The sequence below is a fragment of the Terriglobus sp. TAA 43 genome, assembly GCF_000800015.1.
Taxonomy (GTDB): domain Bacteria; phylum Acidobacteriota; class Terriglobia; order Terriglobales; family Acidobacteriaceae; genus Terriglobus.
Genome location: NZ_JUGR01000001.1, coordinates 886,535 through 910,743, shown reverse-complemented (window position 1 = coordinate 910,743; position 24,209 = coordinate 886,535). Strand labels below are relative to the sequence as shown.

Sequence of the window (24,209 nt, the reverse complement as noted above, 5' to 3'; positions counted from 1 at the left end):
CGACGGGTATGCTGGATGCCACTACGTAGGCTCGTAGCAAAGCGTTGCGAATGGGGTGGAGTTTTCATGTATCGATGCGGGATGCAAATGCTGGCGGCAGCATGTGCAATTTGGGTGGGAACTGCCGGTGCGCAGTGGGTTCCGTCACATGCGACTGATCCCGGAGTGCATCCGGTAGGCGAGTTCATTTACACGCCGGCAACCGTGACTCCGCAGTGCCATGCATCAACAGTTGTGGCGTTGAAAGACGGTGATCTGTTGGCTGCCTGGTTTGGCGGCAAGGCAGAGCGAGCGCCAGATGTAGCCATTTACACAGCACGCAAGCACAAGGGTGTTTGGTCCGCGCCGGTTGAAGTCGCACGTGAGAAGGATGGTGATCAGGGAATCCCAACATGGAACCCGGTCCTGTTTCATACGAGTGACGGCAAGCTCTGGCTCTATTACAAATATGGCCCCAGTCCCGACACCTGGTCAGGGATGCGAATGGTGAGCACGGATGAAGGTAAGAACTGGTCGCCGAAGGAGCGCTTGCCTGACGGTGTACTTGGTCCTATCCGAGCAAAGCCTCTTGTTCTATCCAGCGGAGTCATCGTTAGTGGTTCATCCAATGAAGGCAAGGATGGGTGGCGCGTGTTTGTTGAACGCAGCGCCGATGGTGGCAATACGTGGAAGCGAATTGGTCCTCTCACCATCAGTCGAGAGGATGATGCGGCAGCGAAGCCCTGGCCTGATCCACCATCGGACTCATCGGAAGTGCGTGCCAAGGATAAGGCGGCACGGCCCTACGGCGGCATTATTCAGCCCTCAGTGATTTCGTTGGGTAGCAAGCATCTTCGTTTCTACGCACGCTCGAAGACGCTTGCTTCTCGCATCGTCGTATCTGACTCCATGGATGAAGGTGTGACGTGGTCCACGCCTCGTTATCTCGATCTGCCGAATAACAACTCTGGTCTCGACGTTGTGCATTTGCAGGATGGACGCGTGGTGATGATCTTCAACGACACAACGCGTGGGCGGTCTCCACTCAATCTGGCTGTGAGCACGGATGGCGAGCATTTCCGCATCTTCGCCACGTTGGAGCAGGGTGAGGGCGAGTATTCGTATCCTGCAATCATTCAAGGGAACGATAAAGCGTTGGAGATGACCTACACCTGGCATCGCACCACGATAAAACACGTTCGCCTGGAACTTGCGCAGGTTCCCGCGCGATAAGGAGTCGCCATGCAACTGCGTCGTCGCTCCGTACGCTTCGTCCGTCGTTGGCAACGGGTTGCATGGTTTCTGATCGTTGTTTGTGCAGGGATCTGCAGCGCGCAGGATGTGTTTTATGTGTCTCCTTCGGGTAACGACGCCTGGAGCGGGAAGGTCGCAACTGCGAACGCTACTGGCAGTGATGGTCCATTGCATACGCTGGAAGCCGCGCGTGACCATGTGCGCCAGCTGCGTCAGGAAAAACATACGGGGGCTATCCGCGTTGTTCTGCGTGGTGGCACTTATACTCTGAATCGCACGTTCGAACTTCGCCCGGAAGATTCTGGTCTTGCTTCTGGGGCTACTATCTACGAGGCATATTCACACGAAGAGCCCGTTATAAGCGGTGGCGTACGTGTGACGGATTGGACTGATAGAGGCAAAGGGCAATGGCAGACATCGCCAAACTTCGCTACGTCGCAGCTCTTTTGGGATGGTCTGCGGCTGCCTCGCACGCAAACACCAAAGAATGGTTATCTGCGTATGGTTGGGAAGACCAATGCAGATACCCAGTTCCAACTGCAGTACGACAACGACGATATTCGTCCAGAGTGGGCTGGTACGGGAGCTGAAGTCGTTCTGTATATTGCGTGGTTCGAAGCCCGCTATCGCATCGTTGAAGTCGATACGACTCATCACATAGCAATACTTGCGGGTTCAGCAAAGGGTTCGGCATTCGAATCGCAGGCGCGGTACATCGTGGAGAACATTCCTGGTGAGCCTGCGGTTGCAGGCACATGGTGGCAGAATAAGAAGTCGAACGTGATTCAGTTGCGCGAAAGACCCTTGGAATCACTTCGCAACGCCGAGATTATCGCGCCGCGCTTATCGCATTTGATGGAGATACGCGGTGGCAATAGTCAGGGTCGTGTGCACGATGTGCGGTTCTCCGGCATAACATTTGCATATTCCCGCTGGGAGATGACCGATAGCGGATTGAAGAGCAATCAGGCAGCCGATGTCGCGGATGCGGCCGTGATCCTTCGCGGAACGGACAATGTAACGATTGATCATTGCACCTTCCATGGCATGGGCGGTTATGCGCTGGCACTGCGTGGCGGCAACCAGCACGCGATCATTGATCACAATCATTTGTTTGACCTGGGCGCTGGGGGCATTCGCGTTGGCGAAGGCGAGATTCCGAAGGCACCAGAACAGATCTCTTCGCACCACGTGATCACGAACAATGAGATCGATCACGATGGATTGGTGTACCCGTCGGCAGTAGGTCTCTGGGTGCTGATGAGTGGCGACAATACTATCGCTCATAATCACCTGCACGATCTGACCTACTCCGCTATCTCCGTAGGTTGGAGCTGGGGTTATAACCCTGTGCCCGTGGCGAACAATCACATTGATCACAATCTGATCCATGACATTGGAACGGTGCTTAGCGATCTGGGCGGCATCTATCTGCTGGGTGTGCAACCCGGAACGCGTGTTGATCACAACCTGATTCATCACGTCGGCTGCTTCACCTACGGCGGATGGGGTATCTACCTGGATGAAGGATCAACCGGCATCACTGTGGAAAACAATATTGTGTATGAAGCGCAAAGCGCCGGTTTTCACATTCATTATGGGCGCGACAACGTTGTCCGGAACAACATCTTTGCATCCAATCGCGACTATGCCGCGCGACGCACGCGATCCGAGAATTTTCATGCGCTGACCTTTGAGCGCAACATAGTGGTTCTTGCAACAGGAGCAACGTTGGACGGTGCCTGGTCCGACGGCAATGTAACTCTGGACAGGAATCTTTACTGGAATGCGCGCCATAGCGCAATGCAATTTGCGGGTAGTACATGGGAGCAGTGGCAGGCGAAAGGGAACGATGTGCATTCCACCATCGCCGATCCGCTCTTCCGTAACGCCGCCGCTTATGACTTCACATTGCTGCCCGGATCGCCGGCGCTCAAACTGAGCTTTCAGCCAATCGATTTGAACGATGTTGGGCCTCTGCCGGATGTGTCAAGCCGCTGACAGCAAAGGCTTCAGAAAGCCCACAAGGGCCGACTGTGAATTTGCCGGTTTCGTCCGCTGATAGGATGAAGCTCGCAGGTATCGAATGGAACGATTTGCCCAACCCATGGCGCGGCTCATTGAAGAGTTGCGCAGACTTCCCGGAATCGGGGCCAAATCGGCCCAGCGGCTGGCGTTTCACATCCTGCGCGCCCCCGGGGAAGAGGCGTCAGCACTGGCGCAGGCCATCCAGGAGCTTCGTGCGAAGCTACGCCTGTGTTCCGTATGCAATAACGTCACGGATGTAGACCCCTGCGTGTATTGCTCAAGCCCCACGCGCACTCATGCGACTGTCTGCGTGATCGAAGAACCCACGAACATTGCAGCCATTGAGAAAACGCGCAGTTACAACGGCGTGTATCACGTGCTGCACGGAACGCTGTCGCCACTGAATGGCATTGGTCCAGCGCAGCTTCGAACAGCAAACCTTTTCAGCAGGCTTGGCGGTATTGAGGAGATCATCCTCGCGCTATCGCCTACGGTGGAAGGCGAAGCCACATCGCATTGGCTTGCAGGGGAATTGCATCGCGCAGCAGCCGATCATCCCCTGCGTATTACTCGGATTGCCACCGGCATTCCTGCCGGCAGCGATATCGAATATGCGGATGAAGTCACAATGAGCCGCGCCTTGGAAGGTCGCCGCGAGCTCTAGCCGAGAATCTCGTCCAGAATGACCTTGGCCTTGGTGCCAAGCGTGCGAGCGCCTTCCATGTCCTGCTTCTTCCACGCGTCCGCTGCCTGCCTCAGGTAGAGCCGTGCCTGCTCCACCTGCTGGCTGTGCATGGCGATGATTGCGGTAGACATGGAGGTGAGTCGGCGGTTTTGCGTGCGGAGCAGGTCTTCTGTCTGATGGCGGAACTGTTCGTTGTTGGATTCGCCACCGGTGGTTAACTCCCCAAGATCGGCAATGCCTGACGGCGCCGCAGAAGCTGTCTCCACAGGCTGGTTCGTCGTTGGGATGCGGCGACGCACAGGGGGCCGGACGACCGGCTCTGTTGGGATCGGAACTTCTTCCGAAGTAATCACGGGAATCTCTGGCAGCGGCTCCGTAGGATGCGTTGGAGGCGGAACGCTGACCACGGCCGTTGGCGTTGGCGGTGGTGGAGGCGCCACTGCGGTCACACGCTTATTGCAACCTGCCAACGGAAGCGCCAGGATCAGCGAAACCGAAGCACATAGAGCGCGGTTCATGCCGTCACCGCCGGAATTGATGCGGCCGCACGATTGGCCAGCGGTAGCCGCAGGGTGAACGTCGTGCCATGTGTCGGCGACGCGGTATCTGCGTCGGAAGCGACGGCAATGACGCCGCGATGAAGCTGAATAATGCGGTACGTCAAGGCCAGACCGATTCCGCTGCCGGTTGGCTTGGTGGTGAAGTAGAGGTCGAAGATACGGTCCAGCTTCTCTGGCGGAATGCCGCTGCCAGAATCGCGGATAGAGACTACGGCACTGCCGCGCTCCCGGGACAGTTGGATCTGAACAGCGCCGCCTCCGGGCATAGCCTGCATGGCGTTCAATGCGATATTCAGGAATGCTTGCCGCAGCAATTCGGCATCGGCAACAACGCGTAGGGAGATATCTGGAGTTCCATCGGCAATCGTAATGGCGATGTTTGCTTTTTCTGCCTCTGCCGCCACAAGCTGCACCACAGCCTGCACGATGGGTAGCAGGTCCTGTTCCAGGAACGTGGGTTCCATCGGCCGTGAAAAGTCAGCCAGCGTCTGCACCACGCGATCCAGTCTCCCCATCTCGCTTGAGAGCACATCCACATGTCGCTGCGCACCATCGGCATTCGTGCCAGAGGCCAGCTTGCTCCGAAGAAGTTCAAGATGGACAACCATGGCGTTGATCGGATTCTTTACTTCGTGGCCAACACCCGCCGTCAGCCGTCCGATGCTTGCCATGCGACGTGCGACTTCGATCTCGCGCTCTAATTCTTCCTGCGCTGCTACGTCGTGTAGCGTCAGCAACGTGCCCGGCGAGTTGCCGGGAAAGTAATCGAAGGACAGTTCTACAGTGCGACCGTCGGCCAGAACTACAGGTTGGGAACGAACGCTTCGTCGCTCCGCCAATAGGTCCGCAAGCAACGCGCCAATCGCGGTGTTGCGCGGGAAGATGTCTGTCAACGGCGCGCCTAGTTCGGCGTCTTTGCCCGGCGGCAAAAAATGGTGCATGGCCTCGCTGGTCATGATGACGCGCAGGTCCGCATCGATCAGCATGACGCCGTCTTTCAGCGTCTGCAACATGCTGTTCAGATTGGTCGCCATCTCGGTACGCGTCTGTTCGCTGGTGCGAATGCGTTCATCCAGACGACTGATGGACGTGGTGACACGCTGCACGGCGTCACTGTTCTGTTCCTCTTCGGTCTGCACTCCGGAAGTGCCGGAAAGCACATCGAGTTCACGGCTGATGTCTTCCAGCGGGCGCATTGCTGCTGCAGAGAGAGCGGCGGCCACCAGCAAGGCACCGGCCAGCGCAAACGCGCAGATCATGGCGGCATCGCGCAACCAAGGCGCATAGGCATTACGCAGAAGCGTGGACCGGACACCGAGATGGGCCGTCAGGAAAGGCTGTCCATTCCGCTCCATTGGCAGGCTCATGTCAAGCGTCTCGGCCTCACCAAAGAGCAGGGCTCGTTTCTGCAGCAGGGAAGCCGTGGTCACGACGGAGAAGTCACGACGGTGCGGCTGCACCGCATTCAATAGGGAAGGATCGCTGCTGACCAGAACCCGACCATTGGCATCAGCAAGGTATGCATCCTGGATGCTGGGGGAGTAACGGACAAACCCGTTCAACGTGTCAGCGAGTGCGTCATCATTCTGCAGCGCGGATTCAATCGCTGCTTGCAATGCCTGCTCCCCTATCTCCGTCGGGGGATGGTCGCGCAGGCCGTTCTGCAGCGCCGTGCGGGTGGCCGACAGCATCTCGTGCACCAGCACAACGTTCGAAGACTCGGTCTGCGCAATGCGCTCACGCAGAATCTCCGATAGGAAAACAAGCGAAAGCACCACCGTTAGGGTGAAGGTGAACAGCAGGGTGGCTGCTATCAGCTTGTAACGAAGCCTCATGGTTCGAGGGCATCCTTGTCTTCTAGAGCGTATTCCTTCAGCTTATTCTGCAGAGTCTTGGAACTAATGCCCAGAATTTCTGCAGCGCGCGTCTTGTTGTTCCGCGTTGCTTCCAGTGTCTTCAGGATAAGCTGTTTTTCCGCCTCATCCACCGTCATGCCAACGGATAGATGCACGATATCGTTGCTGTTGGCGGTCCCTGCAAACGTCGTCGGCTGCTGGTTGTTGAGATGAGCGCCATGCGCAGGAGGTGTGTGTTGTTCCTCACCGAATCCCGGCGGCAGATGCGACACATCAATCGACTTGCCATTCGCAAGAATCACCGCGCGCTCAATGGTATTGCGCAGTTCGCGCGCATTGCCGGGCCAGCTATAGGCCATGAAACGATCCATCACCGCACGCGAGATTCCGGGCACCTGCATGCCATGGCGGTCATTCATCTCCTGCACCATCGCCTCTGCCATGGCAGGAATATCTTCCTTGTGGTCGCGGAGGGAAGGCATCTGGATGTTGAAGACGTTCAGGCGATAGAAGAGGTCGCCGCGTAATTCACCGCTGGCAACGGCCTGATGCGGGTCCTTATTCGTGGCGGCAACCACGCGCACGTTTACGGGAATCTCATCGCGCGACCCCAGACGGCGCAGCTTGCGGTCTTCCAATACACGCAACAGCTTCGATTGCGTGGCTGCAGGCATTTCGCCAATTTCATCCAGCAGCAGCGTGCCTTCCTCTGCCAGTTCAAAGCATCCGGCGCGACGCTCCTGCGCACCCGTGAAAGCACCCTTCTCGTGCCCGAAGATCTCGCTTTCAATCAGCGTCTCCGGGATCGCGGCGCAGTTCACCGCGACAAAAGGCTTATTGCGGCGACCGCTAAACATGTGCAGCGCGCGTGCTGCCAGTTCCTTACCCGTACCGCTTTCACCTGTGATCAGAACGCTGACGTTATTCGGCGCAATACGCTCTATCAGGTGGAAAATCTCACGCATGTGTGGCGACGACCCGACTAGTGGTCCAAGACGGCCCTCTTCTTCGGAAGAAAGCTCTTCTGAATGAATCTCTTCGTTTGTTTCCGCCTGTTGCTGCGCATTTTGCAGAATGGTCTTCAAGCGCTGTGGATCGACCGGCTTCTGCAGGTAGTCGTACGCGCCCATGCGCATCGCATCCACCGCCGACTCAATCGACCCCTGGGCCGTCAGAACCACAACGGCGACCTTTTGCTGCGGCAGCTCACTGATGCGGTCCAGCAGTTGCAGGCCGTCCATGCGGGGCATCATCAGGTCCGTGACCACCACGTCGGGCGACCAGCGCACCACCAAGTCAAGCCCCATTACGCCATCCACCGCGGTCTCGGTGCGATAGCCCCAGGAAGCAATCAGTTCTGCCAGGCCGGCGCGTGCGTTCGGCTCATCTTCAACGACCAGTACCTTGGTCTGTGCCACTCAGTAATAGACCTTTCAACGTAAGTTCAAGGGTAGGATGCGCTTCCCGGCTGGAAGTTTGCGTATGCTTGTTCTGTGCTGCCCTATGAAATCAGTGTCGCAGAGGTTGCGCAGATGCGCGCATCCCAAACCCCTTTTGTTCTGTTGGACGTTCGCGAGCCGTGGGAGATTGAAACCGCGCATATCGCCGGAAGTAAAGATATTCCTATGAATGACATACCCGCGCGGGTCAACAACGAGCTGGATCCCGATGCGCATATTGTCGTCATTTGCCACCACGGAGCGCGTTCCTTGTCAGTAACGGCATGGCTTCGCCGCGAGGGCTTCGACAACGTGCAATCCATGGCTGGCGGCATTGAGCAGTGGTCACGCGAGATCGACGGAAGCGTCCCGCGTTATTGATTTAGAGGTACCAGTTAAAGGAAGTCGAATGACCCTCGCGGAGTTTAAAGCGCTGGCCAGCCTACACGACAGGCGTGTCCGCATGACTTTCAGCGACGGAGAAATTGTGGTCGCTCAACTCCTGTGCATCAGTACCGATCTAGATGACTCGCGGCATGTGATTTATGACATGGTGGAATGGTCATCAAAGAGCCAAATGGCGACGTTGCAAATCAAGCACGCTACGCGCCGGGTGAGGAACTCATCTCGTGCCTTGCCTGGGATGTGGATCCAACTTCTTAATCTTTAGATTTTTTGCGGAAGGCGGTGTTGACCTGAGTTGATCAGTCAACTCAGGTCAACTCATTGAGCGGACCTATACCTCGATCTTCGAGAACAGGTAAGCGCCCAGTACCAGGAAGCCACAGGTAATCGCAGCCAATATGCCTGCGTCCAGCGCGGGTGAGAACTGCCAGTGGCCAATCAACGCTCCACGCAGCCCGTCCACGCCATAGGTCAGTGGGTCAAGATGCGTGATGACCTTCATCACATTACCCAGATTGGCCAGCGGATACAGCGCGCCGCTGAGGAAGTAAATGGGCATCACCAGAAAGTTCATCACCAACTGGAACCCCTGCATGTCCTTAATGACGGAGCCGATGGCCGTTCCCAGCGCAGAGAACAACATGGCTACGAGGAAAACAAAAAGAAACGCAAAGGGAAGTGATAGCCAGTGTTGCGGCCGGAAGCCGAAGAGCAGGCAGATGAGCAGCACTAGCGTGCCCTGAATCATGGCAACGGTAGCGCCACCAAGCGTACGGCCCGTCATAATCTGCAGGCGCGATACAGGCGCTACCAACGTCTCTTTCAGGAATCCGAACTGGCGATCCCACAACATGGCAATGCCGTTGAATACGGATGAAAACAGAATCGTCATGCCGATGATGCCCGGCGCGATGAACTGCAGATAACTGCCCAGACCGGCCTGCCGAAAGACCGGGCTGAAACCGGCTCCAAAGGCAAACAGGTAGAGGCAGGGCTGCGCCAGCGATACCACCACCTGCACGCGCGAACGGATGTAACGCTTCAGTTCCCGAAGCCACAGAATGTAAATTGCACCCATCGCCCTATCGCCTCCACATCTGGGCCATCTGCCGCAGGCCAGCCTTTGCATCCGCACCTTCGTCACGCAGCGACGAACCAGTCAGCGCAAGAAATGCCGCTTCCAGGGAATCCGTGTCTGTCTGCGCCTTCAACTCCGCGGAGGTTCCCTGCGCCACAATAGCGCCGTGGTCCATGATGGCAATGCGATGCGCCACGCGGTCTGCCTCATCCATGTAATGCGTGGTGAGGAAGACGGTCGTCTTCTCGCTCTCGTTCAGCGCCTTCACGTGTGTCCAGAGCTGGTTGCGGCTCTGTGGATCAAGGCCCAGCGTGGGCTCATCTAGAAAGAGAATCTTGGGCGTATGCAGGAAACCACGCGCGATTTCCAGGCGACGCTTCATACCACCAGAGAAAGTCTTCACCATCGCATCTTTGCGGTCCCATAGTTCAAAGGTCTTCAGCAGCGTTTCAATGCGTTCTGCGCGGACCTTGCGGGGCACGTGGTACAGCACGCCGTGCAACTCCATGTTTTCCCAGGCCGTTTGTTCCTGATCCAGGCTGGGGTCCTGGAAGACGATGCCAAAGCTCTGCCGCGCTGCAATCTGGTTGCGATTGGGGTCTTTGCCATCCAGCTCAATGGAGCCGCTGGTGGGGCGCAGCAGCGTGGTAAGCATCTTGATGGTGGTGGATTTTCCCGCGCCGTTCGGCCCCAGGAAGGCGAAAATCTCGCCCTGCTCCACGTCAAAGGTAATGTCCTTCACGGCGGTGAAATCACCAAAGGTGCGGACAAGATTTCGTACACGGATCATTGTGCGTTTCTCCCGTGGGCTGCAAACAAGCGTGAACAGTATCGCTCGCTTGCCTCTCGCAAAACGCGTCATGACAGGAAAATGTTCCCGGCTGTCGCAAGGTGTGACAATTCTTTCTGCAATCCGGCAGACTGTTACGGACAACAAAGCTTTTATTTGGGAAAACCTTCGAAATGGCCATCGTAGCTGGAGCAGATTTTGGAACACTCAGCGTCCGTGTGACGCTGTTGGACAGTGAACGCGGACGCCTGGGAACAGCCTCCGCATCGTATCCGTTGAACCGCAAGCGTGACGATCCGGATTTCGCTACGCAGTCCCATACGGCGCAGATGGATGCGCTGGTGCAGGCCACGCGCGAGGTGCTGGCACAAACCGGCGTGAACGGCGCGGATGTGCAGTCGTTCGCGTTGGACACCACCGGGTCAAGCGTCGTTCCCGTCGACGCCGCGATGCAGCCGCTGGACGACTACTACCTGTGGTGCGATCACCGTGCTCTGAACGAAGCGCAGGAGATCACCGCGCTGGCACACGAACGCGGTCTTGAGGCCATCGAGTGGTGCGGAGGTGTGTACTCGCACGAGTGGGGATGGGCCAAGTTGCTTCACTGGCTGCGGCATAACCCGGAGAAACGCGCGCAGTTCGCGTCAGCCTTTGAGCACTGCGACATGGTCGCCGCAACGCTCTCAGGCATTACGTCGCCACGCGACGCGAAACGCAGCGTCTGCGCATTAGGGCACAAGTGGCTTTGGAATCCGAGGTGGGATGGTTTCCCATCGGAAGAGTTCCTTGTTGCCGTCGATCCTCTGCTCGAGGGTGTCCGCGAAAAGCTTCAGGGAGAAGTGCTGACATCGGATCATCTCGCCGGTCATCTCGCCGCGACATGGGCAGAGAAGCTCGGCCTAAAGGCGGGCATCCCAATTCCTGTTGGCGCTTTCGACGCCCATTGGGACGCCATCGGAGCTGGTTGCCGTGAAGGCGATGTCGTCAACGTTGTTGGCACATCCACCTGCATCATCGCCATGCAGCCCAAGACGACGCTGATCCCCGGCGTATGCGGCGTTGTCCCTGGCAGTGTGCATCCGCAGTACACCGGCGTTGAGGCGGGCCTATCCGCTGTAGGCGATATTTTCGATGCCATCGCGAAACGAGCTGGCACCGATGTAAAGACGCTTTCGCAGGGCCTGGATACCTTCCGCGCAGGGCAGACGGGATTGCTCCGCCTCTCTTGGGACAATGGCGACCGCACCGTGCTGGTGCGTAGCGACCTTGGCGGCATCACGCTTGGCTGGCATCTGGTCAGCACGGCGCAGGATGAGTTATTCGCGGCGATTGAAGGCACTGCGTTCCATACCCGCATCATCCTTGAGCGCATGGGCGAATTTGGTGTGCCGGTGGAACGCGTCATCAACGGTGGCGGTATTCCGCAGCACAATCCCACGCTGAACCAGATCTACGCGAACGTGTTCAACAAGCCAGTGCTGGTACCTGCTTCTTCCACCACGAGTGTGGGCGCAGGCATCTTTGCGCAGGTGGCTGCTGGGTCGTTTGCAACGATTGAAGAGGCGCAGGAACGCATGTGCCCGCAGTACAAGGTCTACGAGCCAGACCCGGATGCGGTGGTGATCTACCAGCAGTTGTATCCGCTGTATCGCCGTGTCTACGAAAGCTTTGGTGATCGCAACGCTGCGCCGCAGTCGCTGACCGAAGTGCTGCATGATCTCCGTGAGATTGCAGCCAGGAGCCGTGGCGCACACTAAAAGCCGTTATCCTGCTCATGGAGAAGTTGGCACATGAGCAGGAATCCGCTGGAAGTGTGGTTTGTTACAGGCAGTCAGCATCTGTATGGCCCCGGCCCGTTGGCCCAGGTGGCAGAGAACGCAGGCACGATTGCATCTTCGCTCGACGAGCGGGATGCAATCCCCGTGCGCGTCGTGGCGAAGCCTGTCATGGTTTCTGCGGACAGCATTCTGAAGCTGTGCCAGGAAGCGAATGCTGCGGATAATTGCATCGGCTTGGTGCTGTGGATGCACACCTTCTCACCGGCGAAGATGTGGATTGCCGGACTGAAGGCGCTGCGCAAGCCTTTCCTGCATCTGCACACACAGTTCAATCGCGAACTTCCTTATGCGTCCATCGACATGGACTTCATGAATCTGAATCAGGCGGCGCACGGCGACCGCGAATTCGGATTCATCACGGCGCGTCTGCGACTGGCACGCAAGGTGGTTGTTGGCCACTGGAGCGATGCGGAGACCGTCAACGAAATCGCCACATGGACGCGTGCAACGCTGGGCTGGCATGAGTCGCAACATCTGAAGGTCGCACGCTTTGGCGACAACATGCGCAACGTGGCCGTAACCGAAGGTGACAAGGTCGAAGCGCAGAGTGTCTTCGGCTATACCGTATCTGGTTTTGGCATTGGCGATCTAACCGACCGCATGAATGCTTTCAGCGATGCAGACGTTGCAGCGCAGGTGCAGGAGTATCGCGATACCTACACGATTGCACCGCAGCATGATCGTGCGGATGCGCTGACGGTGGCGGCTCGTATTGAACTTGGCCTGCGTGCCTTTCTTACAGAAGGCGGTTTCGGTGCATTCACCGATACGTTTGAAGATCTGCACGGCATGCGCCAGTTGCCCGGCATTGCCACGCAACGGTTGATGGCTTCCGGTTTTGGCTTCGGCGGTGAAGGTGACTGGAAGACAGCGGCGCTGGTTCGCATCATGAAGGTTATGGCGCAGGGGTTTCCCGGCGGCACATCGTTCATGGAGGACTACACCTACGACTTCGCGGGCAAGCCTTCCATCCTCGGTTCACACATGCTTGAGATATGCCCGTCCATTGCAGAGAGCAAGCCTTCGCTTGAGGTGCATCCGCTGGGCATTGGCGGCAAGGAAGATCCTGTGCGTCTCGTCTTCAACTCTCCGGCGGGACCAGCGATTGTCGCCAGCATCGTGGACATGGGCAATCGCTTCCGCATGATTGTGAATGAGATCGATGCAGTGAAGCCCGCACAAGAGCTTCCAAAGCTTCCGGTAGCGCGTGTGTTGTGGCATCCGAAGCCAAGCCTGAAGATCGCCGCTGCTGCATGGATTTATGCAGGCGGCGCACATCACACCGGCTATTCGCAGGCGCTGACGATGGAGCACATGGCAGACTTCGCGGAGATCGCCGGTATCGAACTGGTGCGCATCGACGACGAGACGAAGCTGCACACCTTCCGCAATGAACTTCGCTGGAACGACGCAGCCTACAAGCTGCTGTAACGGGAGCAGGGATGCTGTTAAAAGAACTACGCGAAGAAGTACTGGAAGCAAACCTGGAACTGGTGCGCCGTGGCCTGGTGCTGTACACCTTTGGCAATGCTTCGGGCGTTGACCGCGAACAGGGACTCGTCGTGATCAAGCCATCCGGCGTGGACTACGACAAGCTGAAGCCCGAGCACATGGTTGTGACCAACTTAGTGGGCGAAATCGTAGAAGGAAACCTACGGCCGTCTTCTGATCTGGATACGCATACGTTGCTGTATCGCGAGTTCCCAACGATCGGCGCCGTCGTTCACACGCACTCTGACTATGCCACCAGCTTTGCACAGGCTGGCCTGCCGATCCCCGCGTTTGGTACCACTCACGCAGATTATTTCTACGGCCCCGTGCCGGTGACAGCACCGCTCAGCGACGAAGCGATTCATGGCCGCTACGTTCACGAAACAGGTCTGGCGATCGTTGAATACTTCCGCAAGGGAGAAGATGGTCAGCCCATCGATCCACTCGCTGTTCCTGCATGCCTTGTCGCGGGTCATGCGCCGTTTGTGTGGGGACGTAACGCCCATGATGCCGCACATAACGCCGTCGTTCTTGAGGCAGTCGCCAAGATGGCTTATCAAACGCTAACGCTGCGCGCGAATTGCGAAAGTGTTTCGAAGGCGCTGTTGGATCGCCACTACTTCCGCAAACACGGAGCATCGGCAACTTACGGACAGTGCTAGGCTGCGGCGTCCTGCAGCCATCGCACCATCTGTGATGTATCGACCAAGCCAGCCTGCTGCCGAACGAGCGCACCATCGCGGAAGATAGCGAAATTCGGGATGCCGCGTATCTTGTAACGCGCGGAAAGCTGCGGATTCGCCTCGGTATCTACCTTCAACACCAAGCCTCGACCGGCCATCTGCTTCGCCGTCTCTGCAACGTAAGGCGCAGCCATGCGGCAGGGGCCGCACCACGCCGCCCAGAAGTCCACCAGCACCGGCACGCGTGCCTTCTGCAGAATTTCATCGAAGAGCGCAACATCAGCGGCAATCGGTTCACTCACGGCAGCCAGCGGTTGTTTGCACGAACCACAACGCCCGGTATCCGCAAGATGTTCCGCGGGGATACGGTTTTTCCTGCCGCACGCTTCACAGGCTCGAATCACTGGCATTGCATTCCTCCGAATACCCAGAGATTGTTTTATGTTCGATGTTCTGTGAAGATAATCCGTTTCAAGACGAATAGAAAGGCCCCGCTGAAGCGGGGCCTTTTCATCGTTGGAGAAAGCTAGAAGGAGATGCGTCCGCTGAAACGAAGCGTGCGGTTGCTGGTGGAAAGCACGCTTTGGATCTGACCGAAGCCGCTGTTGTTTACGTCGGCGACGGGCTGGCCCCACTGTGGAGTGTTGGTTACATCGAAGCTCTCTGCCTTGAAAACGAGCTTAAACTCCCGCCAGATGGGGATATTGCGTGTAATGCCCACGTCCAGGTTGAAATAGCCCGGACCGCGAACGGAGTTGCGACCTACGTTGCCGTTGGCGCTTGCGTTCGGCAGCTTGGTGAAGTTGCCGTTATTCACGAAGTAATACGGATACGTGGTGGAGCCGGTGCCGTAACGTGTTCCAGACAGCGTCGGTTTGGACACCATGTTCGGAACGACCGTGTCGCCGTTACCGTTCTGTGAACCATCGGTAATCTGGAAAGGCTTACCACTGTAGTAGGTCGTGATGGTATTGAGATCCCATCCGCCCAGAAGAACTCCCGCAATACCGGACTGCAGGAATTGGCGACCGCGGCCGAAGGGAAGTTGGTAAACCGTCCACAAGGAATTCATGTGAGGGCGGTCGTAGCCGGACAACGCGAAGTTCCGTTTGAACAATCCCTGGGTGCTGAAAGCCGGTGTGCCTAGGGTGGAGTCGGCATCCCAGTTGTTCATGTATTTCGAGTACGTATAGCTATATCCGAATTGCAAGGACTTCAGTTGCCGATCTGTTAGCTGTACCTGCAAACCGGAATATTCTTCGTCCCCAAGGGGGAGAACGTTGAGGATTGTTCCGGTATAGCGTTGTGCACCGCCTGGCGCATTCGCATTTGCGAAAAGTGGACGACTGGCAGCACCGAGAGGGCTCACACCACCAGCGTTGATATCAATACCCTCAACTTGCCGCACGTGATGCGTGCCCACATAACCTGCACTCACTACAAGGTCATGCGCAAGGTCGCGATCGATAAAGAGGTTCCACGTTTCGATATAACCGCGACGCCATTTCTGCGGTGCAGTCTGTGTCGTGTAGTTATAGGGCAGGGGAACGATACCGGACGAGATATCCGGAACATTCACTGTCGGAACGCCTGGGTTCAGAGTACCCGCGGGTGTGGTGTTCATGTTCGGCGCACCCGCATTTGGCCCTGTAAGGGAACCAGCCGCGACATAGTTGTTGGCACCAGTATTGTTCAGTGTGATCAGCGCAGGATACGAGTCGCGGAAGAAGCGGAAGTTTTCCGGATCTACCGTGATGCCTGCGCCGGACCGAATGACGGTTTTTTCGTTGACGCGATAGTTGATACCAAATCGAGGCACGATCATGCCCCACCCAACATTTTCGCCGGTATCTGTTGGAATGGAACCGCGCCCGCCAATCAGTACATTGCTGGTGGCGGGATCAAAGCGGAACACGCCTGTGTGGTCGCGATTCGCAAACGGATAGTATTCGTAACGCACGCCATAGTTAATGGTGAGATTCGGGTTAGGTTTCCAGGTATCTTGCGCATAGAAACTGAACGACGAGAAGCGTGGTCCATTCGGTTGGAACGACTGTACGGTTTTGCCGATGGCTTGCGGCATTCCCAATAACAGGTCAGCAACCGCACGATAGTAGTTGGGGCCATCCGTCGTTACGCCGCTGTTATTGCCCGTTACACCGCCGCTGAAAGTGAACTGTCCGCGTGGACCAGCGTTGTTTGCCTGCAGATGATTGATGGCTGAGTGGACATACTCACCACCGAAACGCATCGTGTGTTGTCCGTGAATGTAAGTGCCATTCAGGTTGGCCACATACTGCATGTCGCGGAACTGAAATGGATTGGACTGGATATAGTTACCAAAGCTGGAGTTGTTGGCAACAATGAATCCAGGCGTGCCGGACTGGAAGGGCGTCGGTCCATTCGTTCCAGGAATACCCAGCGTATCCAAGCCAACATTCTTACCGTAATCCGGAGCCTTCGCAGCCAGATTGATGCGGACAAAACCGGCGTTCGCGTCAATCAGGAAATTTGGTGTGAAGGTGTGTGTGGCACCCAGACCAACGTTCTGAATGGTGCCCGGCGCCGTGCCGGGCTGCCCACCATCCCACGTATTGCCGATCGCATTGCCTAATGCCGGAGGGTCGGTGATGTTTGAACGACCGATAGAGTAACGCCCGAAGAAGGTGGTCTTCGATGTCGGGTTGTAACTAACCTTCGCGTCATAGGAAGAACGGTCGTACTGCAGTACCGCGCCACCCGGATAGTTTCCTGATGTTCCGCCTACTTTTTCTGTTGGCAGCAGCGCCAGAATCTTCTGCGCAGCTGAGCTAAGTCGCGCTGCAGGAATTATGTTGCCGGTAAACGGTGTGCGACCTGATCCGTTCGCATTTCCGGTTGTCGGATCGTAGATGGTCACGCCCGTCCCGGAAAAGTCTCCATTACGCAATGCTGCCAATGGCACGGTCATAGCACTGCCAGTTTTAAATTGCCGCAGCGAAACCTTGTTGTAGTTGAAGAAGAAGAACAGCTTGTCTTTGATAATGCGACCGCCGATATTGCCGCCGTACTCGTTGTAGATGTTCTTCGGCGTTACCGGCGTGGTGGTATAGCGAGTGAAATACTGGCGCGAGTTGAACTGAGCAATGGAGTTGTACTCCCAAATACCGCCGTGGAAGTTATTGGTGCCGCTCTTTACGATCAGGTTGGCAGCGATACCGCCGGCCGCGCCCTGTTCCGCATTGAAGCTGTTGGTTACGATGTTCGCGGATTCAATCGAATCAGTTGGGGGAATATACGCCACAATGGACTGAAGCCACGGATAGCCCACCGCTGCGCCGTCAATCTTGGTGGAGTTCACCGTGTTCACAATGCCGTTTGCTGTGACCGCTTGCGTACGGCCGGGGTTACCAGCCTGCGAGTTGTTCTCCGTCGGTGGGGGAACGCCAGGGATCAGGCGATACAGTCCTTGAAAGTTACGACCGGCGGTCGAAGTCGTAGGCAACTCCTGCACCTGCGTCGGTGAAATTTCATAATTTACGTCAGCGCGCTCCGTTTGTAGCGCGGGCGGTGCGGTATTTACATTGACGGATTCCGTCACATTGCCAACAGTCAACGCCACGTCGACACGACGGGTCTGGTTCGCGCTGATGGCAATGCCCTGTGAGGACGATGTCCCGAAGTTAGCGGCGGTAAAGGTGACGTTGTATGTGCCCGGAGGCAGATCCGTGAACTGATAGTTACCGCTGCTATCGGAAGTCGCGGTGCGTTTCAGGCCGGTTGCCGGATTCTCCGCAGAGACAGTCGCTGCGGGAACCACAGAACCTGTCGCATCCGTTACTACACCGGTTAAGCCGCCATAGAGGGTTTGGGTGTAACCAGCAACGGGCATCATGAGAATCGGTGCCGCCAGGGCCACGGAGCGCAAAACGCAGGAAGTGCTGAGCTTAAAGGGCATAGGAAACCAATCCACCTTGAGTAGCTAAAGCCAGCGAACTATAGATCCGGTGGGATTGGACGGTCAACGGTTTTTTGGGCGTCTTTAGACGACAGGTCGCCGGAACCTATACAATAGGTCGTCGGAAGCGCTTCCGAAGGATTCGCCAGGAAGTGATATATCTTCTTGGTCTTATGTCGTGCGGAGTGGCATACTTGCAAACCATGGCAGCGGAACGCGTTCCAATCAACACGCTCGCATCGCGAGTAACGGATTTTGTCTTTGAGTACATACGGGAAAATGGTCTCTCTACGGGAGATTCGCTTCCGTCCGAACTGAAGACCAGCACGGAGTTGAAGGTCAGCCGCGGTGTTGTGCGGGAGGCGTTTCATTCGCTTGAAGTTGCCGGAATTATTGAAAAGGGAAATGGCCGTTCGCCCAAAGTTGGAACGCTGGACAGCGGATTTCTCACGCAACTATTGCTTCACGCCGTTTCCACACAGCAGATTTCAACCGAACAGGTGATGGATGTCCGAACCGCAGTTGAAGTGCGATCGGCGGAATTGGCGGCACTGCGCCGCTCCCGGGCAGACATCCAGCAGTTACGCGCCGCTATCACCGGCATGAAGCAGTCGCTGGAAAACGCGTCAGATTTCGTGGAACACGATGTCAGCTTTCACAGCATTATCAACCGCGCTACGGGCAATCTGTTGGTGGATGTGATCGGTTGCGCAATGCACGGCTGCATGCGGCAATCCATGCGCAGCGGTATCCTCCAGAGGCGAAAAAAGACAGAGATGTTGGAGGTGGTGCAGGCTCATGTGCGCATTGCCGATGCTATCGAGGATCGTGAACCGGCCAAGGCGGGCATGTGGATGAAGCGCCACTTTGCGGATGCCCGGAGGGCCCTGCGGCGAGCGCAAGTTGTTTAAAACAATTCTTCAACCTGTACGATAGGTAGTGACGTTTTGTGAAGGGTGAAGCCGCAGTTTCAGATTGCGGATGCTAGGTGAGACTGAAGTCATGGCACTCGATTTACGTTCGTCTTCTACCTGTCGATGGGACTTGCTGAGTCTCGGCGAAGTGATGCTTCGCTTCGATCCGGGTGAGGACCGCATCAGCCGCACACGGAGTTTTCGCGTATGGGAGGGCGGCGGCGAATACAACGTGGCGCGCGGATTGCGTCGCTGCTTTGGTCTGCGCAGCGCGGTCGCTACCGCATTGGTCGACAACGCCGTCGGCAGGCTGGTGGAAGATCTGATGCTGCAGGGCGGCGTGGACCTGAGCCACGTTCTCTGGACGGAGTTCGACGGCATCGGCGCAGAGGCGCGCAACGGTATTTACTTTCTGGAACGCGGTTTTGGCAACCGACCCGCCATGGGCATGATGGATCGCGCCCACACTGCCATTGCGCAGATCAAGCCAGGCGATGTGAATTGGGACGCGATCTTCGGGCAGGAAGGTGTGCGCTGGTTTCACACAGGTGGTATCTTCTGTGCGCTGTCAGATTCCGCTGCGGCGGTGGCACGCGAGGCGATGGAGTCGGCGAAGCGCCACGGTGTAGTGGTCTCGTTCGATTGCAACTATCGTCCATCGCTCTGGCGCGATCGCGGCGGAAGGATTGCTGCCAGTCGCTTGAATCGCGAACTGGCTCCGATGGTCGATGTTTTGTTTGGCCATGACGGCGATCTGGCTGCTGAAATCTGTGAGGCATCCAGCGGGCCGCCCTGGCATGACCGAGAAAGTTACGCAGCCATGGCGGAGCGCATTCAAAGTGAGTTTCCCAACGTCCATGTAATCGCCACTACAGTGCGCAAAGTACGCACTGCCAATCGCAATGACTGGGGCGCATTTGCATGGATGGATGGTGCGGTAGAAGAGAGCATTCGCTTCCTCGATCTTGAGATTCTGGATCGCGTTGGTGCGGGAGATTCGTTTGCCTCTGGTCTGCTCTATGGACTGATGGAAGGCAAAGATCTGAAATGGTCATTGGATTGTGGCGTAGCGCATGGTGCGCTGACCATGACGACTCCGGGTGACAGCTCTATGTCCACACTGACAGAAGTTATGCATGCCATGGATGGCAAAGGGAGTGGCGTGCAGCGTTAACGCTTTACGCGGAGAGAAGTATGAAGAAGACTGAAGTTCTACAGGCGATTCGCGAAGTAGGTGTTCTGCCCGTCTTGCGCGCCAGTTCCATCGATACAGCCATGCAGCTGGCTGAAGCCATTTCCGAAGGTGGCGTTTCTGCCATGGAAGTGACCATGACCGTGCCGGGGGCCATCGAAGTGATCCGCCGTCTGGTGAAGGAGCGCCCGGACCTGCTGGTGGGCGCTGGCACTGTGCTGGACCCCGAGACCGCGCGCATGTGCATCGCAGAGGGCGCGCAGTTTGTTGTAAGTCCTGCAATCAACCTGGAGACGATTGCGCTGTGCCATCGCTATTCCATCGCGGTATTACCCGGCGCACTGACTCCGACAGAAGTTGTGACTGCGTGGCAGGCAGGTGCGGACATCATCAAGATCTTCCCGGCGAGCGCCATGGGCGGCGCGAAGTACCTGCAATCGCTGAAGGCTCCACTGCCGCAGATTGAACTCATCCCGACCGGTGGTGTGAATGTGAACACTGCCAAGGACTTCCTCGCAGCAGGAGCTTACGCGTTGGGAGTAGGCGCGGACCTTGTGGATGAGAAAGCCTGCTTCGAAGAACGTCTGCACGAGGTGACTGCCGTCGCCGCAAAGTATGCAGGCATCGTGCGCGAATTCCGCGCTGCACAGGCCTAGTTATTCCACCGAGAGTTTGACTGCTGCTGTGGCTTTCACCGGCCGCAGCAGCAGAATCAATATTCCCGACAGCAGTAGCGACACGGACATCAACAGATAGCCAGCCTTCGAACTGCCCGTCGCACCCTGCAAATAACCCACAAGATAACTTCCCAGGAACGAACCTAGCGCGCCCATGCTGTTGATGAGCGCCATTACTTCTCCTGCAACATTGGCGGGAAGCATCTCCGGGATGATCGCGAAGAACGGGCCGTACGGTGCATACATACATCCACCCGCAACGATGAGGAATCCGAAGGCAATCCAGAAGCTGGTATCCGCCGCCAGATACGACCCGAAGAAGGCCGCTCCCGCCACCAGAAGGTATGGCCACACAAAGCGCGAACGCGTGGATGCGCGGTCACAGAAGTAGCTATTGATCAGCATCAGCACGATGCTTGCGGCGTAAGGAATCGCGCTGAGCAGGCCCGTCACGCCCATGCCCGTCGCTGCCCCTTTGCGTACCATTAACGGCAGCCACAACACGAATCCATACACGCCGATGGACCACAGCAGGTATTGCACCGACAACAGAATCACGTTGGGATTACGCAGCGCTGCGGCGATGTTCGGAACGGCAGGCAGTGATGATTGTTCTGCCGCCAACACCATGTTCAGTTCCAACCGGCTTTCACTAGTGGTCCAGTGCGCATCCTGTGGTTTGTCGCGGACTATCGCATACCAGACGAATCCCCACAGCACGGACGGCAGACCTTCGATGATGAACGTCATCTGCCAACCGAAGGCACGAATGATGTAGCCGGTAATGGCCGACATCCAGAGCACCGTAACTGGATTACCCAGCAGCAGAATGGTGTTGGCGCGTGAACGTTCGGGTCGAGTGAACCACTTCGTCAGCAGGATCAGCATGCCCGGAAGAATGAAGCTCTCTGCTGCACCCAACAGCAGGCGATCAATCGCCAGCAGGGGATAGCTGCGAATGACACCGGTCAACGCAGCAAGAATGCCCCACGTGCAAAGTGCCAACGCAATCAGTAGCCGCGCACTGCGTTTACGCGCATAGGCTGCGCCGGGAATCTGAAACAGGAAATAGCCGAAGAAGAACAATGACCCCAGCAGCGCCGATTGCGACGCGGTGATGTGAAGTTCATCCGCAAGCCCGGCGGCCGCGCCAAAGCCATAGTTCGCGCGGTCTACATATGCAAGGCTGTAGGTGACAAAGACAGCAGGGATGATGACGAACCATCGCCGCCGCATATCGGGCCGATTCGCAATCTCGGGACGCAACGACCTTGCAGCAGCACCATGAGGAGCATCGTCAAAGGGCATTTGGCTACAGCTCTCCTGAGAAAGGTGGTGGCAGGTCTCGACGAGGGTATCGTCCTGCTCTTCACACCGTCAAGAAAGCCGCATCAACTTACGTGAACCACAGGCCGCCGCTCTTGTTGCGGAATCGCGCGACGCAGCACTTCATGCGTCAACGGTGCTGTATCGCCTTCACCCAGGAAGAGGAAGCGCATGATGTTCACTGCGGGACTGACTTCGGTCCAGCGGAAGTACACATGCGGAACTTTGCCGGTGCGTTGTTCCAAATAGATCAGCAGCGCCGCAATCGAATTGGCAATCACAGGGCTGCGCGCACTTAGAATGCGGTGTCGTCCCACGCGCCGTCCCGTCACCTGAAGAGTTTGGGAGAAGTCAGACGCATCGCCGCGAATTACTTCGAAGAAGAACATGCATTCCTGATTCGATAGATTGTGAAAGTGCCTGATCTTCCAATCGGCCACATCGAGCACCTGTTCCGCGTCTCCTGCCTCAGGCCCGCGCGCCACCAGGCGGATGATTTGATCCACATCTTCTTCCAGAATGGCTTCTGCCTCGGCATCCAGCTTCACATCGGAGATGCGAAGTTCGGTAGAGCGCATCGCACGCGAGACGAACGATGAAAACAGAATGGAAGCGATAAAGATGGAAGAAATCTTCAGACCTTCTGGTCGTTCCACGATGTTTGCGATGGTCGTGTAGGTGAAGATGGCTGTGGTCGCCATAAATATATAGCGCAGCCGTTTCTCCTGCACATTCAGCATTACGGCGACGGAGGCAGACGTGATGAGCACCAGCACGCCAGTTGCATAGGCGCCACCCTGCGCGTCGACATCTGCGTGGAACAGAACGGTAACCAGCGTCGCAATGCCCATGAACACCAGCACCAGCGGACGCGACGCGCGCGCCCATTCCGGTGCCATACCGAACTTTGGCAGGTAACGCGGAATCAGGTTCAGCAATCCCGCCATGGCGGAAGCGCCGGCAAACCCAAGAATCAGGATGGTGACAATGTCGTAGGTCGTACCGATGACGTTCCCGGCATAGTGATGTGCCAGCCACGCCATGGCGCGGCCGTTCGCGTCTCCGCCGGGCTGGAATGCCGCAGGGGGAATCAGCACGGTGGTGATGACGCTGGTGGCAATCAGGAAGACGCTCATGATCGCCGCCGCCGTTACCAGCAGATGACGCGCATTCCGAACCCGTTCTTCCTGGTCCTTCGCCTTGATCAGAGGCATTACAGCTACGCCGGTTTCGAATCCTGAGAGACCCAGTGCCAGCCTGGGGAATAACAGTAGCGCGATGCCGATCATCATCCACGGACTCTGGTGTCGGTCGGCAAGGGCCATGCGCCAGCCGTGAAGCGTCTCCGGATGATGCATGATCTCCCGCACTCCCGCCACAACAACCACTGCATTCAGAACCAGGTAGCTGGTGACCAGAAACACCGCAACGCCAATGGCTTCCTTGAAACCCTTCAGGAAGATGCCGCTGAGAATCGCCAGAATCAGCAGCGTCACCACTACCTGGTGATCGATCCACGCAGGCATCAGCGGATTATGGATCAAGTGGGCCGCGCCATCGGCCGCGGACAGCGTCATCGTGATGATGAAGTCCGTTGTGGCAAACCCCAGCAGAATCAGTACGAATATCTTGCCGAACCACGCAGGGAACAGCGACTGCAGCATTGCAATGGAGCCCTGGCCGTATGGGCTGGCCTGGCAGACGCGCCGATAGATGGGCAGCGCCGCAAACAGCGTGACCAGCACCAGCACCAGCGTAGCTAGCGGCGATAAGACACCCGCGGCCAGAAAAGCAATGCCCGGCTGGTATCCCAACGTGGAGAAGTAATCCACGCCGGTCAGGCACATCACCCGCCACCAGGCATTTTGTGCCTCCGGTTGGTGCGTGCTCGGTACGTTCAGGTCGGCTAGCAGCCAGTCAGGAAAGCTCATTGATTGTTGGGAGTACCCAGCCAAGTATAAGGTTGGTTTGCGGTAAGGCTACCCCACGGCCGACTCCGGCGCACTTTCTATCAACGATTTACCGTCCATTTGCAATTGGTCACCGCACTTTGCGCTACGCTGATTGCGGGTACCGC

At 57.0% G+C, this 24,209-nt stretch carries 19 protein-coding genes; 10 read left to right on the top strand and 9 right to left on the bottom strand.

Annotated features, from left to right (window positions below):
• The first annotated feature begins 66 nt into the window (after positions 1-66).
• From M504_RS03840 to recR, 3 genes are all read left to right on the top strand, one after another.
• Positions 67-1,212, top strand: coding sequence for an exo-alpha-sialidase (locus M504_RS03840; RefSeq protein ID WP_198137515.1), 1,146 nt, complete (start codon positions 67-69; stop codon positions 1,210-1,212).
• A 9-nt stretch (positions 1,213-1,221) separates the two neighbouring features.
• Positions 1,222-3,234, top strand: coding sequence for a right-handed parallel beta-helix repeat-containing protein (locus tag M504_RS03835; protein ID WP_052200324.1), 2,013 nt, complete (start codon positions 1,222-1,224; stop codon positions 3,232-3,234).
• An 85-nt stretch (positions 3,235-3,319) separates the two neighbouring features.
• Positions 3,320-3,925, top strand: a complete 606-nt coding sequence (gene recR, locus M504_RS03830; RefSeq protein ID WP_047488194.1) for a recombination mediator RecR — start codon at positions 3,320-3,322, stop codon at positions 3,923-3,925.
• Here the strand turns inward: recR and M504_RS03825 are convergent.
• From M504_RS03825 to M504_RS03815, 3 genes are read right to left on the bottom strand one after another with little or no spacing between them, the layout of a single operon-like run.
• Complete coding sequence (locus M504_RS03825; RefSeq protein ID WP_047488193.1) at positions 3,922-4,464, bottom strand: hypothetical protein; 543 nt, start codon at positions 4,462-4,464, stop codon at positions 3,922-3,924. The genes recR and M504_RS03825 overlap by 4 nt on opposite strands.
• Positions 4,461-6,341, bottom strand: coding sequence for an ATP-binding protein (locus tag M504_RS03820; RefSeq protein ID WP_047488190.1), 1,881 nt, complete (start codon positions 6,339-6,341; stop codon positions 4,461-4,463). The genes M504_RS03825 and M504_RS03820 overlap by 4 nt, the downstream gene beginning before the upstream one ends.
• Complete coding sequence (locus tag M504_RS03815) at positions 6,338-7,780, bottom strand: sigma-54 dependent transcriptional regulator (protein ID WP_047488188.1); 1,443 nt, start codon at positions 7,778-7,780, stop codon at positions 6,338-6,340. Before M504_RS03815 ends, M504_RS03820 begins: the two co-directional genes overlap by 4 nt.
• 75 nt (positions 7,781-7,855) lie before the next feature.
• Between M504_RS03815 and M504_RS03810 the strand changes: the two genes are divergently transcribed.
• A complete protein-coding gene (locus M504_RS03810; protein ID WP_047488185.1) occupies positions 7,856-8,182 on the top strand; it encodes a rhodanese-like domain-containing protein in 327 nt (108 codons plus the stop codon).
• A 355-nt stretch (positions 8,183-8,537) separates the two neighbouring features.
• Here the strand turns inward: M504_RS03810 and M504_RS03800 are convergent, their stop codons facing one another.
• Entirely contained in the window at positions 8,538-9,284 is a 747-nt protein-coding gene (locus M504_RS03800) for an ABC transporter permease (RefSeq protein WP_047488179.1), read from the bottom strand.
• Between the two features lie 4 nt (positions 9,285-9,288).
• Complete coding sequence (locus M504_RS03795) at positions 9,289-10,074, bottom strand: ABC transporter ATP-binding protein (RefSeq protein ID WP_047488176.1); 786 nt, start codon at positions 10,072-10,074, stop codon at positions 9,289-9,291.
• Positions 10,075-10,247: 173 nt separating this feature from the next.
• Between M504_RS03795 and M504_RS03790 the strand changes: the two genes are divergently transcribed.
• From M504_RS03790 to M504_RS03780, 3 genes are read left to right on the top strand one after another with little or no spacing between them, the layout of a single operon-like run.
• The gene (locus tag M504_RS03790; RefSeq protein WP_047488174.1) at positions 10,248-11,831 is read left to right on the top strand and encodes a ribulokinase; all 1,584 of its coding nucleotides are present in this window, start codon (positions 10,248-10,250) and stop codon (positions 11,829-11,831) included.
• A 33-nt stretch (positions 11,832-11,864) separates the two neighbouring features.
• Complete coding sequence (gene araA / locus M504_RS03785; RefSeq protein WP_047488171.1) at positions 11,865-13,343, top strand: L-arabinose isomerase; 1,479 nt, start codon at positions 11,865-11,867, stop codon at positions 13,341-13,343.
• Between the two features lie 11 nt (positions 13,344-13,354).
• The gene (locus M504_RS03780) at positions 13,355-14,065 is read left to right on the top strand and encodes an L-ribulose-5-phosphate 4-epimerase (RefSeq protein WP_047488168.1); all 711 of its coding nucleotides are present in this window, start codon (positions 13,355-13,357) and stop codon (positions 14,063-14,065) included.
• On the opposite strand, the gene M504_RS03775 is transcribed toward M504_RS03780, so the two are convergent.
• Positions 14,062-14,496, bottom strand: a complete 435-nt coding sequence (locus tag M504_RS03775; RefSeq protein ID WP_052200321.1) for a thioredoxin domain-containing protein — start codon at positions 14,494-14,496, stop codon at positions 14,062-14,064. The genes M504_RS03780 and M504_RS03775 overlap by 4 nt on opposite strands.
• Before the next feature lie 116 nt (positions 14,497-14,612).
• Positions 14,613-18,023, bottom strand: a complete 3,411-nt coding sequence (locus M504_RS03770) for a TonB-dependent receptor (protein WP_047488165.1) — start codon at positions 18,021-18,023, stop codon at positions 14,613-14,615.
• A gap of 203 nt (positions 18,024-18,226) precedes the next feature.
• Here M504_RS03770 and M504_RS21065 point away from each other — a divergent pair, with 203 nt between their 5' ends.
• The 3 genes from M504_RS21065 (at position 18,227) to M504_RS03755 (ending at position 20,785) form a co-directional block, all read left to right on the top strand.
• Positions 18,227-18,934, top strand: coding sequence for a FadR/GntR family transcriptional regulator (locus M504_RS21065; RefSeq protein WP_232296298.1), 708 nt, complete (start codon positions 18,227-18,229; stop codon positions 18,932-18,934).
• A 91-nt stretch (positions 18,935-19,025) separates the two neighbouring features.
• Complete coding sequence (locus M504_RS03760) at positions 19,026-20,111, top strand: sugar kinase (protein ID WP_047493334.1); 1,086 nt, start codon at positions 19,026-19,028, stop codon at positions 20,109-20,111.
• 20 nt (positions 20,112-20,131) lie between these two features.
• Positions 20,132-20,785 (top strand): bifunctional 4-hydroxy-2-oxoglutarate aldolase/2-dehydro-3-deoxy-phosphogluconate aldolase, encoded by a 654-nt coding sequence (locus tag M504_RS03755; RefSeq protein ID WP_047488162.1) that lies wholly within the window; start codon positions 20,132-20,134, stop codon positions 20,783-20,785.
• Here the strand turns inward: M504_RS03755 and M504_RS03750 are convergent, their stop codons facing one another.
• A complete protein-coding gene (locus tag M504_RS03750; RefSeq protein ID WP_232296146.1) occupies positions 20,786-22,114 on the bottom strand; it encodes an MFS transporter in 1,329 nt (442 codons plus the stop codon).
• Between the two features lie 83 nt (positions 22,115-22,197).
• Positions 22,198-24,063, bottom strand: coding sequence for an amino acid transporter (locus M504_RS03745; RefSeq protein ID WP_047488159.1), 1,866 nt, complete (start codon positions 24,061-24,063; stop codon positions 22,198-22,200).
• Positions 24,064-24,209 lie beyond the last annotated feature (146 nt).

Bases quoted from the DNA above. Each gene is read 5' to 3' on its own strand.
- M504_RS03780 (WP_047488168.1), top strand. From the start codon at position 13,355: ATGCTGTTAAAAGAACTACGCGAAGAAGTACTGGAAGCAAACCTGGAA.
- M504_RS03835 (WP_052200324.1), top strand. From the start codon at position 1,222: ATGCAACTGCGTCGTCGCTCCGTACGCTTCGTCCGTCGTTGGCAACGG.
- M504_RS03750 (WP_232296146.1), bottom strand. From the start codon at position 22,114: ATGCCCTTTGACGATGCTCCTCATGGTGCTGCTGCAAGGTCGTTGCGT.
- araA (WP_047488171.1), top strand. From the start codon at position 11,865: ATGAGCAGGAATCCGCTGGAAGTGTGGTTTGTTACAGGCAGTCAGCAT.
- M504_RS03825 (WP_047488193.1), bottom strand. From the start codon at position 4,464: ATGAACCGCGCTCTATGTGCTTCGGTTTCGCTGATCCTGGCGCTTCCG.
- M504_RS03790 (WP_047488174.1), top strand. From the start codon at position 10,248: ATGGCCATCGTAGCTGGAGCAGATTTTGGAACACTCAGCGTCCGTGTG.
- M504_RS03755 (WP_047488162.1), top strand. From the start codon at position 20,132: ATGAAGAAGACTGAAGTTCTACAGGCGATTCGCGAAGTAGGTGTTCTG.
- M504_RS03800 (WP_047488179.1), bottom strand. From the start codon at position 9,284: ATGGGTGCAATTTACATTCTGTGGCTTCGGGAACTGAAGCGTTACATC.
- M504_RS03820 (WP_047488190.1), bottom strand. From the start codon at position 6,341: ATGAGGCTTCGTTACAAGCTGATAGCAGCCACCCTGCTGTTCACCTTC.
- M504_RS03745 (WP_047488159.1), bottom strand. From the start codon at position 24,063: ATGAGCTTTCCTGACTGGCTGCTAGCCGACCTGAACGTACCGAGCACG.
- M504_RS03795 (WP_047488176.1), bottom strand. From the start codon at position 10,074: ATGATCCGTGTACGAAATCTTGTCCGCACCTTTGGTGATTTCACCGCC.
- recR (WP_047488194.1), top strand. From the start codon at position 3,320: ATGGAACGATTTGCCCAACCCATGGCGCGGCTCATTGAAGAGTTGCGC.
- M504_RS03775 (WP_052200321.1), bottom strand. From the start codon at position 14,496: ATGCCAGTGATTCGAGCCTGTGAAGCGTGCGGCAGGAAAAACCGTATC.
- M504_RS03760 (WP_047493334.1), top strand. From the start codon at position 19,026: ATGGCACTCGATTTACGTTCGTCTTCTACCTGTCGATGGGACTTGCTG.
- M504_RS03840 (WP_198137515.1), top strand. From the start codon at position 67: ATGTATCGATGCGGGATGCAAATGCTGGCGGCAGCATGTGCAATTTGG.
- M504_RS21065 (WP_232296298.1), top strand. From the start codon at position 18,227: ATGGCAGCGGAACGCGTTCCAATCAACACGCTCGCATCGCGAGTAACG.
- M504_RS03770 (WP_047488165.1), bottom strand. From the start codon at position 18,023: ATGCCCTTTAAGCTCAGCACTTCCTGCGTTTTGCGCTCCGTGGCCCTG.